Source organism: Streptomyces sp. NPDC059785 (genome assembly GCF_042732375.1).
Lineage (GTDB): Bacteria > Actinomycetota > Actinomycetes > Streptomycetales > Streptomycetaceae > Streptomyces.
Genome location: NZ_JBHWHV010000019.1, coordinates 79,770 through 90,872, shown reverse-complemented (window position 1 = coordinate 90,872; position 11,103 = coordinate 79,770). Strand labels below are relative to the sequence as shown.

Genomic DNA, 11,103 nt, shown 5'->3' with positions numbered 1-11,103 from the left:
CGTGGTCAGGCGGAGGCCTGCTCCATGCGGCGGCGCAGGCTCGCCGGGCGCAGGTCCGTCCAGACCTCTTCGATCCGCTTCAGGCAGTCCTGCCGCGAGGCCTCGGTGCCCTCGGCGCGCCAGCCGGCGGGGAGTTCCCGGTCCGCGGCCCAGATCGAGTACTGCTCCTCGTCGTTGAGGACGACCAGGTAGGTGCGGTCGTCGGTCTGCTCGTCAGCCATGACGTGTCCTTTCGGAGGCCGGAGGCCAGAAGGCCGTGGCCGGTGGTCGGATGCGCGACCAGCGTCCGACGGCGGCCTATACCGGCGCTCTTACCGGCTTTTACCGGCTCTCTTACGGGCCTTGCCGGGCTGGGACACGGGGGCGCCGGGGCCGGACACGGCGGCGCCCCCGGCGTACGGCACACGGCCCGGTCCCGACGGGGGTGGCGGGACCGGGCCGTGTGGTCCGGGGGCGGTGCGGACGGTCGTACAAAGGGGCGCTACCGGGTCACTCGCGGGCTCCGATCAACTGCACCGCACGGGCCCGCAGCGCCGCGCCGACCGGCAGCACCGTGCCGAGCAGCGCGAGCAGCGTGGAGATCACCGCCACGCCCGCGACGATCGCGTACGGCGCGACGATCGGGGTGGTGCCGAAGAGCTGGAACAGGGCTCCCCACAGCCCGGCCAGGTTGACGGCGGTGGCGGCCAGCGCGAGGACCACGCCGATCGCGGACACCAGCAGCGACTCGGCGACGAAGAACCGCAGCACCTGCCGCGGCGTGGCGCCCGCCGTCCGCAGGATCGCCAGGTCGCGCCGCCGGTCCGCGGTCGCCATCAGCAGCGTGTTCAGGATCGCGATGAAGCAGAACAGCATGATGATCACGGCCGTGGAGCGCTGCCTGACCTCGGTCAGGTGCTTGGCGTAGGCGGCCTCGGAGGCGACGAGCTGGTCCCGCGTCATGAAGTCGGCGCCGCTGCCGGCGATCGCCTTCTCGATGGCGGCGGTGGCCTTGTCCTCGTCGGTGCCCGGGTCGAGGGTGATGTACGCGCGGCGGGCCAGGCCGTCGCGCGCGTACAGCGCCGTGTCGGCGAACCGCTCCGGCAGGTACGCCACGTCCTCGCCGCGCAGCGCCTTGTAGACGGCGGCGACTTTCAGCCGCTGGGTGCTGCCGTCGGCCATCAGCACCTCCTGCGTGGAGCCGAGGTCCATGTGCCACAGGTCGGCGACGGCCATGCTGTTGTCGTCGAGGTCGTCCAGGGACCCTTCGATGACCTTGAGGTCCATGGTCCGCTTCAGCGCCTCCGGGTCGACGACCAGGCCGTCGTTCTCGTCGTAGCGGTCCTCGTCCTTCCAGTACACCGTGGTGAGCAGCGGCGCGGCGATCTGCACGCCGGGCACCTCGGCCACCTTGTCGATCACCTCGGTGCTGATGCCCGGGGTGTCGTCGGGGGCCAGCGCGTACTGGGAGACGACCCGGTTCTGCAGACCGCTGTCCCGGGCCGCGCCGAGCGAGTCGGTGGCGGCGAGCAGCGAGAAGGACAGGCCGACGGTGAGCAGGACGGGCGCGGCGGTCGCCGCAGTGCGGCGGCGGGCGGTCAGCACGCTCTCGCGGACCAGCATCGCGGTGGGTCCCGCGGCCCGGCGCCACGGCCGCATCAGCAGCCGGGCCAGCGGTCCGACGGCCAGCGGCGCGAGGACCGCGGCCGCCAGCACCGGCACCATCAGCGAGATCACGTACATCGTCGGCGAGAGCACCGTCACCGGGGAGCCGGTGGCGATCCACGCGGTCCAGCCGACGCCGCCGACCAGGGCGGCGGCGCCCAGCAGGGCGCGGCCCGGGGTGACGCCCGTGTCGTCGACGGCGGCCTCCCGCAGCGCCTCGACGGGCTGGATGGAACCGGCCCGGCGGGCCGCCGCCGCGGCACCGCCGACCGACACTAGCAGGCCCACCAGGAAGGCGCCGGCGGTCGGCGCGAGCACCGTCCAGTGCAGGGACGGGGTGACGGTGAACCACTCAGGCGAGATGTCCATGGCGATCAGCATGTCGGCCAGGAGCTGCGCCCCGAACAGGCCGAGCACGGTGCCCACGGCGGCGGCGAGACCGCCGACCAGGAGCGCTTCGTTGCGGACCATCTTGCGGACCTGCCTGGGCGTGGCGCCGACCGCGCGCAGCAGGGCGACCTCCCGGCGGCGCTGGACGACCGCGAAGGCGAAGGTGGAGGCGACCACGAAGATCGCGGTGGTCCCGGCGACGGCCGCCATCACCGGCACGAGCGTGATCGTGTTGTCGAGGGTCTCGCGGTCCTCGGCCTCGCTGGCGTCGGCCTCGTGCCGGTCCTGCCCGGTGAGCACGTCGGCCCGGTCGCCGACGGCGTCCCTGACCGCGTCCGCGGACCCGAGCGCCACCAGGGAGTCGATCCGCGGGGACAGCCGGGCGGCCTCGGCCTCGGAGAAGAAGACGGCGTCCTCGTAGCCGACGGGGGCGACGGTGCCGCTGACGGTGTACGTCCGCACGCTGGACGCCGTCAGCACGGTCACCTTGTCGCCGGTGCGGGCCTGGTCGGAGGGGACGACGAGCTGTCCGTCCCCGGTGGGCGCCGCGCCGTCGGTGAGGCGGTAGCCGCCGAAGCGCGCCACCGGCCACGGGTGCCCGACCTGGTCCTCGGGGCCGCCGCGCAGCTGCGCGTAGAAGGAGCGGTCCACGACGGTCCGCCCGGTCGCGGTGACCTGGTCGCGCAGTTCGGTGCTCAGTCCGCGGGCCGCCTCGGGCGAGCGGACGCCCAGGTCGTGGTGGGCCGGGTTCCAGCCGTCCGACAGCGGGCGCACCACGGCGTCCGCGCCGGCGAAGCGCTCCACCGGCCGGTCGGGCAGGTCGAACGCGGTCGTGACGAGCAGCCCCATGGCCGCGACCTGCGCGACCCCGAGGACGAGGGCGACCACCGTGCCGAGGAACGACACCCAGCGGGCCCGCAGGGTCTGGAAGGCCACCCTGATCACGAGGACACCGCCAGGTGCGTCATACGGGCGGCGACGTCCTCGGCGGTCGGCTGGAGGAGTTCGCCGACGAGGCTGCCGTCGGCGAGGAACAGCACCCGGTCCGCGTACGCGGCGACGTTCGGGTCGTGGGTGACCATGACGATGGTGGTGGTCACCCGGTCGCCGGTGCCGTCGACGTCACCGTCGCCGGGACCGGCCAGCGCCCGCAGTGTGCCGAGGAGTTCGCGCCCGGTCGACATGTCGAGGGCGCCGGTCGGCTCGTCCGCGAAGAGCACGGCGGGCCGGGCGACCAGGGCGCGGGCGATGGCCACCCGCTGCTGCTGTCCGCCGGAGAGCTGGCTGGGCCTGCTGCCGGCCTTCTTCTCCAGGCCGACCTGGGCGAGCGCCTGCCGTACCGCGCCGCGGCCCGGCCTGCGGCCCGCGAGCCGCATCGGCAGCGCCACGTTCTGCTCGGCGGTCAGCGACGGCAGCAGGTTGAACGACTGGAAGATGAACCCGGTGGCGGCGCGGCGCAGTTCGGTGAGCCGGGTCTCGTTCAGGCCCGAGGTGTCCTGTCCGTCGATGAGGACCCGGCCCGACGTGGGCCGGTCGAGCCCGGCCGCGCACTGGAGCAGGGTCGACTTGCCGGAGCCCGAGGGCCCCATGATCGCGGTGAAGCTGCCCCGCGGGAAGGACAGGCTGGTCTCGCGTAAGGCCGGCACCGCGCTCTCCCCCGACCCGTAGGTCTTGGTGAGCGACTCGAGCCGCACTGCGTCATCCATCGGTACTCCGTGCTTCGTGGGTGAGGGGATCGGCCGGCGTCCCGTCCACGACGGAGGCCGGCGCGGGCACGTCCGGGACCGGCAGCGCCGCCGGTACCGGGGTGGTGTGCACCGCGTCGGGAGGTTCGGTGCTCTCGGTGCTGTCCGCGCGGTCCTCCCGGGCCGCGCCGGGTCTGCTGAAGACGACGGCCGCCACCAGGGCGAGGGCAGCCATCACCGCCGACAGCGCTGTCAGGGTGTGCCGGCTGCCGACCGCCTCCAGCAGATATCCGGTACCGAGCGCGCCGAGCGAACTCGCCCCGGACACCAGGAGCATGACGACACTGCCGACCCGCCCCTGCATGTCGTTGGGGGTGATGCGCACCTGGTAGGCCATGCCGGAGACCGTAACAGTGGCTCCTATAAACGACGTTATGTAGAAAAGCACCCCAAGTGCCCAGGCTTGCCGGAAGAACACCGCTGTGGGCATGACCACGGCCCAGGCGCCGTGCGCGAGCATCATGATCTGCCCCATCGACAGCCGCCGGTTCAGCCAGCCGCCGGACAGCGCCCCGCACAGCCCGCCCATGCCGCCCGCCGCCATGATCAGGCCGATGGTGCCCGCGGCGCCGCCGTCCTCCCTGATCACCACGGCCACGGTCAGGATGAGCCCCTGGAACACCAGGTTGCTGACCGAGATGATCAGCAGCGCCGTCCTGAAGTAGGCCCGTCCCCAGACCCAGTTGAGGCCGACCGCGACCTCGGACCGCAGCGGGGGGCGCCCGGTGCGCGGCCGGCGCGGCGGCTGCGGCTCGGCGCGCAGCCGGATCAGGGTGATCAGCGAGCCCAGGTAGAGCCCGACGCTGGACATGAACGGCACCCACGCCGACAGGCCGAACATGGCCCCGCTGGTGGGATTGGCGATGAAGTTGACGCCGCGGGAGCGGGCCTCGTTGGTGGCCATCGCCGCGCTGAGCTGCTGCCGCGGCACCACACCGCGCACCATGGCCCGCTCCGAGAGCTGGTAGAAGACGGTCATGCTGCTCTGCACGAACGCCACCAGGGCGATGTGCCAGACCCACACCTCGTCCCCCAGCAGGGAGAGGGCGACCGTCGCCACGGCGATCATCCGCACCACGACGCACGTCATCATCACGCGCCGCCGGTTCAGCCGGTCCACCAGCACGCCCGCGGGCAGCTGCACGAGCAGCGAGGGCAGCAGCCCGGCGAACCCGACGATGCCCGCGGCACTCTCCGACCTGGTGCTCCACAGCACCAGCAGCGTGAAGGCCATCCCGGAGCAGCGCTCCGCCATGACCGACATCGCCGAGCCGGTCCACAGCAGCCGGAAGTCGCGGTAGCTGCGCAGCGACGGCAGCTTGTGCTTCTGCCCGCCCCTCGCGTCGGGGCGGGCTCTGCGCTTCCTTCTCATGGACGGGCGGCCCGGCACCATTCGAGGACCGCCATCGCGCTGTGCAGCTTGTGCGTGGCCTGGGCGAACGCCAGGCTGGCCGGTCCGTCGAGCACGTCCGCGGTGACCTCCTCGCCCCGGTGGGCGGGCAGGTCGTGCAGGAACACCGCGCCGGGGCTGGTCTCCCACAGGGCGCCGGTCACCTGGAACGGCGCGAACACCGTGCGCCAGTCCGCGTCCGGCTTGCTGGTGCCCGTTGTCTGCCAGCGGGTGGTGTACACGACGTCGAACCCGGCGGGCAGCGCCGCCATGTCGTGCTGCTCGGACACCTTCGCCCCGCTGCGCGCCGCCTGCTCGCCGGCGGTCGCCAGGATGTCCGGCGTCAGACCGTAGCCGGGCGGGGTGCGCAGCTCCAGCTCGGTGCCCGGGTAGCGGGTGAGGCCGAGGGCGAGCGCCGCGGCGCTGTTGTTGCCCTCGCCCACGTACAGCACCCGAAGCCCCTCGACCCGGCCGAAGTGGCGGTGCAGCGTGGTGAGGTCGGTGAGCCCCTGCGTCGGGTGCTCCTCCGCCGTCATCGCGTTCACCACCGACATCGGTCCGGCCGCCGCCCAGGTGCGCAGCTCCCCGGTCGCGTCCGCGGTTCTCGCCACCAGCAGGTCCAGCATGCCGGACAGCACCCGGCCGGTGTCCTCGGTGGTCTCCCCCGTGTTGAGCTGGAGGTCGCCGGGTCCGAAGGTCACCGTCTGCGCGCCGAGCCGCAGCGCCCCGCTGGTGAAGGCGGTACGGGTACGGGTCGAGGTGCGGCGGAAGTAGACGCCGACCACCTCGTCCCGCAGCGGCTTGGCGACCGCCCCGGCGGCGAACTCCGCCCCGCGGGCGACCAGCGCGTGCAGCTCGTCGTCGGTCAGATCGGTCAGTGAGATGAGGTGGCGCATCGGGACGTCCTTCACTCGGTCACTCGTCGGTCAGGAGGGGTCGGCCACTCGCCGGCCGGTCGGGCCACTCGCCGGCCGGTCGGTCAGGAGGATCCGGCGAGCTCCGCGTCGATCTCGGCCCGGACCCGGTCCTCGATGTCCACGGCCAGTTGCGCGATGGTGGGCCGCTCGAAGACGACCCGCATCGGCAGGTCGAGGTCGAAGTCCTGCTGGAGCCGCGAGACGAGCCGGACCGCGAGGATGGAGTGCCCGCCGATGTCGAAGAAGCTGTCGTGCGCGCCGGCCTGCTTGCCGAGCAGATCACTCCAGATCGCGGCGATGCGCTCCTCGGTGGGCGTGCTCGGGGCGACGTAGGCATCGGCCGCGTTCTCGTCCGGGTCGGGCAGCGCCCGCCGGTCGAGCTTGCCGTTGGCGGTCAGCGGGATCGCATCCAGGCGCACGAAGGCGGACGGGATCATGTACTCGGGCAGTACGTCCGTCAGATCCGGGACCTCGCCGACGACATAGGCGATCAGCCGCTGGTCCTCATCCGACACGATCACCGCGGCATCCGAGACGCCGGGCTGGACGACGAGCGCCGCCCGCACCTCACCCAGCTCGATCCGGTATCCGCGCACCTTCACCTGGTCGTCGATCCGGCCCAGGAACTCCACCGCACCGTCCGACCGCCACCGCGCCAGATCCCCGGTCCGGTACATCCGGCTGCCCGCCGGACCGTACGGATCGGGCACGAACCGGTCCGCCGTACGCACCGGATCACCCACGTAACCACGGGCCACCCCGGCACCCCCGACGAACAACTCCCCGACCGCCCCCACCGGAACCGGCCGCAGATGCCCGTCGAGGATCCGCATCGTCATGTTCGGCAGCGGACGCCCGATCGGCACCACCCCCTCGAACGCCTCCACCAGCGGGAACACACACGTACCGACGGTCGTCTCGGTCGGCCCGTACTCGTTGAGGACCTTCCCGTCCCCGAGGACCCGGCGCCACCGGTCGACCAGCGCACCGGGCAGCGCCTCACCGGCCACGACGACCCGGCCCGTCAGCACGGCGATCTCCTCGTCCGAGAGCTGACCCGAGAGGACTTCCAGATGGCCGGGCGTGAGCTTGATGAAGGAGAAGGGGCCTGACTTGGCCAACGCCGTGCCCAGACCGGTCAGTTCACCGTCGAAGAGCCAGGTCCGCTGACCGGCCGCGAGCGGCGCCCACACGTTCGGCACCACCAGGTCGAAGGCGACGGAGGAGAAGACGGGCGCGCCTCCGGAACCGGCCGACGCCAGCTCACGTACCGCCCAGTCGATGTGATTGGCCAGGCTGCGGTGCGAGACCTGCACACCCTTGGGACGGCCCGTCGAACCGGACGTGAAGACCGTGTACGCCACCGAGTCCGGGTCCACCAGGACACCGGGCGCGGAGGACGGGTGCCGGCTCAGGTCCTCGTCCACCCGCACCACCGGTACGCCGAACCGGTCGGCGTACTCGGCGGAGGTGACCGCCGTCCGAACGCCCGCGTCCGCGACCATCCCCGCGATCCGCGCGCCCGGCAGCACCGGGTCCATCGGCACGTAACCCGCACCCGCCCGCCACACCGCCAGCAGCGCCACCACCAGATCGACCGAACGGTCGAGGAGCACCGCCACCGACGACTCGGCGCCGACACCCGCCGCACGCAGCGCATGCGCCAGACGGTTCGCGCGTACGTCCAACTCCGCGTAGGACAGGACGCGATCGGCCGACTCCAGCGCGACCTCGTCCGGACGGGCCGTCACCTGTTCCGCGATCAGCTCCGGGACCGAGGTCTCGCGTACCGGGACCGCCGAGTCGTTCCAGAGGCGGAGGAGGCGGTGTTCGTGGACGGTGGTGAGGTCGATCGCGGAGAGCGGGGTGCCGGGGGCGTCCACGACGGCCTGGACGAGGCGGACGAAATGGTCCGCCAGGCGTTCCACGGTGGTGTGCTCGAAGAGCGCGGTGGCGTATTCGAAGGCGCCGGTGAGGGAGCCGTCTGCGTGCCGCCAGACGAAGAGGGTGAGGTCGGTCTTGGCGACCTGCCAGGCGCCCTGGAAGGCGTCCATGAGGACACCGTCGGCGGCGACCGTGGTGGCGCCCTCGTCCTGGAGGTCGAAGGCGACCTGGTAGAGCGGGGTGCGGGACAGGTCGCGGACCGGCTGGAGCTCGTCCACCAGGCGCTCGAAGGGCAGCTCCTGGTGGGCGAAGCCGGAGAGGACGGTCTCCTTGGTCCGGTCGAGCAGGTCGGCGAAGGTGGGGTCGCCGGTCAGGTCGCAGCGCAGGACGAGCGAGTTGAGGAAGAAGCCCACGGTGTCCTGGGTCTCCGGGCGCAGCCGGCCGGTGACAGGGCTGCCGACGCCGAAGTCGTCCTGGCCGCTGTAGCGGGAGAGCAGCGCGGCAAAGGCGGCGAGGAGGGCGGCGTAGGGGGTGGCGCCGTGCTGCCTGCCGATGCCGCTGAGGGCGTCGGCGAGCGTGGCGGGCACGGAGAACCGTACGCCCTGGCCGTGTCCGTCGCGGCGGGCCGGGCGGGGCCGGTCGGTGTGGAGCTGGAGTTCGGGCATCCCGCGCAGGGCGGTCTTCCAGTAGTCGAGTTCGCGGTCGAGGACGGTGTCGTCGGAGCGGGCGGCCTGCCAGGCGGCGTAGTCGCCGTACTGGACGGCGGGTGCGGGCAGGGCGGGGGCGCGGTGCTCGGCGGCGGCCGCGCACAGTTCGCGGATCTCGCGTTCCAGGACGACCGTGGACCAGCCGTCGCTCGCGATGTGGTGGGCGGTGACCAGCAGGACGGGGCCGCCGAGCGGGACGCGGACGAGCAGGGCCCGCCACAGTGGTCCGTCGGTCAGGTCGAAGCCGCGGCGGAACTGCTCGCCGAAGAGCCGTTCCAGGTCGGCCTCGCCGGCGTTCTCGACGCGCAGTTCGACGGGAGCCGCGTCGACGACGAGCTGGCGGGGCTCCTCGCCCTGGAGGACGTAGCGGGTGCGCAGCGCCTCGTGGCGCTCCTCCAGGGAGTTCAGGGCGGTGCGGACGGTGTCCTCGGTGGTGCCCGCGGGCAGCCGCAGGAAGAGCGGGGCGACCCATTCGGGGCTGCCCGGGTGCATGCGGTCGAGGAACCACAGGCGGTGCTGGCCGAAGGAGAGCGGCAGCGGCGCCCGGCGGTCGACCGGTACCACCTCGGGCACGGCGGGCCGGGCCTCTTCGAGGAGCCGGGCCTGTGCCTCGACGGTGGAGGCGCCGAACAGGCCGCGCAGCTGGATGTCGTCGCCTGACGCCTTGGCGAGGGCGACGGCGAGGCGGGTCAGGACCAGGGAGGAGCCGCCGAGCGCGAAGAAGTCGTCGTGCACGCCGACGTTCTCGACCTTCAGGAGCTGCGCCCAGACGTCGGCGACGAGGCGTTCGGCCGGGGTGCGGGGCGCGACGTGCGCGGGGGTGTCACCGGTCGCGGCGGCCTCGGGGGACGCCGGGTCGGGCAGGGCGGCCCGGTCTACCTTGCCGTTGGCGGTCAGCGGGAAGGCGTCCACGGGCACGAACTGGGCGGGGATCATCGGCTCGGGCAGCCGCCGCCGCAGGAAGCTGCGCAGTTCGTCGCGGGGGATACGGCGCCCGGCGACCAGGTGGGCGACGAGCCGGGTGGCGCCGTTCGCGGTGTACGCGCCGACGACGGCGGACCGTACGTCGGGGTGGGCGTGCAGGGCGGCCTCGACCTCGGCGGGTTCGATGCGGACGCCGTTGACCTTGACCTGGTGGTCGACGCGGCCGAGGTAGGCGAGGCTGCCGTCGGAGCGCCAGCGGGCGAGGTCGCCGGTGCGGTACATACGGCTGCCGTCGCCGCTGTGCGGGTCGGGCAGGAAGCGCTCGGCGGTCTGCGCGGGGCGGTTCGCGTAGCCGCGGGCGAGGCCGGTGCCCGCCGCGTACACCTCGCCGACGACGCCGATGGGCACCGGGTCGAACTCCTCGTCGAGGACGTAGACGCGCAGTCCGTCGAGGGGACGGCCGATGGGTACGGCCTCGGTGTGCACCTCGGGGTCGAACTCCTGGGCGGTGACGTCGATGGAGCACTCGGTGGGCCCGTACGTGTTCCAGACGGTGGCGCCGGTCGGCTCGCTCAGGCGGCGGCACAGCTCGGCGTCCAGGGCCTCACCGGCGGAGAACACCAGGCGCAGTCCGGTGCACCGGGCCCAGCCGGGTTCGTCGGTGAGCAGCCGCAGCACGGAGGGGACGCCCTGGAGGACGGTGACGCGCTGTTCGGTGAGGGTGCGCACGAGCAGCGCCGGGTCGGACTCGGCGCCCTGCGGTGCCATCACCACGGTGCCGCCCGCGACGAGCGGCGCGAACAGTTCCAGGGCGGCGGCGTCGAAGGTGAGGACCGTCTTCTGCGCCATCCGGTCGGCCGGGCCGAGGCCCTGCGCGCGGACCGTCCAGTTCACCCGGTTGGCGATGCCGGCGTGCTCCACCAGGACGCCCTTGGGGCGGCCGGTGGAGCCCGAGGTGTAGGTGAGGTAGGCGGCGCCCGCCGGGTCGGCGGCGAGCGGTTCGGGGTCGGTGTCCGGCAGGGCGTCGAGGCCGGTGGCCGGGTCGTCCAGGAGCAGCGCGGTGCCCTCGGCCAGTCCCTCGGGCGCGGAGCCGCGCACCGTCAGGACCAGCCGGGCGCCGCTGTCCTGGACCATCCAGGCGGTGCGCTCGGCGGGGTGGGCGACGTCCAGCGGTACGTAGGCGGCGCCCGCCTTCCACACGCCGAGGAGCACGGCGGGCAGCTCGCGGGTGCGGGGCAGGCACACCGCGACCCGTTCCTCCGGGGTGACGCCGCGCTCGCGCAGCAGCCGCGCGACGCGGTTCGCGTGCCGGTCCAGCTGCTCGTACGTCGTCGTCCCCCGTGCGTCGTCGACCGCGATGGCTTGGGGGGTACGGACGGCTTGACGGGAGATCAGTTCGTGCAGCGGGACAGACATCTCTTCTCTCCAGAGGTCCAGAGGTGGTGATCGGGTACGGGTCGCGGTGCGGGACTGGCCCCGGGGCGGGGCGGCGCCCCGGGGCG

Annotated in this window: 6 protein-coding genes; all 6 read right to left on the bottom strand. The window is 73.2% G+C overall.

What is annotated here, in order from left to right; genetic code table 11:
- Positions 1-5 precede the first annotated feature (5 nt).
- Positions 6-221 (bottom strand): MbtH family protein, encoded by a 216-nt coding sequence (locus ACFV6E_RS17140; protein ID WP_385176246.1) that lies wholly within the window; start codon positions 219-221, stop codon positions 6-8.
- Positions 222-489: 268 nt separating this feature from the next.
- Complete coding sequence (locus ACFV6E_RS17135) at positions 490-2,979, bottom strand: FtsX-like permease family protein (protein WP_385462397.1); 2,490 nt, start codon at positions 2,977-2,979, stop codon at positions 490-492.
- Positions 2,976-3,740, bottom strand: a complete 765-nt coding sequence (locus ACFV6E_RS17130; protein ID WP_385462394.1) for an ABC transporter ATP-binding protein — start codon at positions 3,738-3,740, stop codon at positions 2,976-2,978. Before ACFV6E_RS17130 ends, ACFV6E_RS17135 begins: the two co-directional genes overlap by 4 nt.
- Complete coding sequence (locus ACFV6E_RS17125) at positions 3,733-5,151, bottom strand: MFS transporter (RefSeq protein WP_385171266.1); 1,419 nt, start codon at positions 5,149-5,151, stop codon at positions 3,733-3,735. The genes ACFV6E_RS17130 and ACFV6E_RS17125 overlap by 8 nt, the downstream gene beginning before the upstream one ends.
- On the bottom strand, positions 5,148-6,065 hold the full coding sequence (locus tag ACFV6E_RS17120) for an ornithine carbamoyltransferase (protein WP_385462391.1): 918 nt from the start codon (positions 6,063-6,065) through the stop codon (positions 5,148-5,150). Before ACFV6E_RS17120 ends, ACFV6E_RS17125 begins: the two co-directional genes overlap by 4 nt.
- A gap of 83 nt (positions 6,066-6,148) precedes the next feature.
- Entirely contained in the window at positions 6,149-11,017 is a 4,869-nt protein-coding gene (locus tag ACFV6E_RS17115; protein WP_385462388.1) for an amino acid adenylation domain-containing protein, read from the bottom strand.
- Positions 11,018-11,103 lie beyond the last annotated feature (86 nt).

Coding starts and splice junctions, on each gene's coding strand:
- ACFV6E_RS17140 (WP_385176246.1), bottom strand. CDS start 221: ATGGCTGACGAGCAGACCGACGACCGCACCTACCTGGTCGTCCTCAAC.
- ACFV6E_RS17120 (WP_385462391.1), bottom strand. CDS start 6,065: ATGCGCCACCTCATCTCACTGACCGATCTGACCGACGACGAGCTGCAC.
- ACFV6E_RS17115 (WP_385462388.1), bottom strand. CDS start 11,017: ATGTCTGTCCCGCTGCACGAACTGATCTCCCGTCAAGCCGTCCGTACC.
- ACFV6E_RS17125 (WP_385171266.1), bottom strand. CDS start 5,151: ATGAGAAGGAAGCGCAGAGCCCGCCCCGACGCGAGGGGCGGGCAGAAG.
- ACFV6E_RS17130 (WP_385462394.1), bottom strand. CDS start 3,740: ATGGATGACGCAGTGCGGCTCGAGTCGCTCACCAAGACCTACGGGTCG.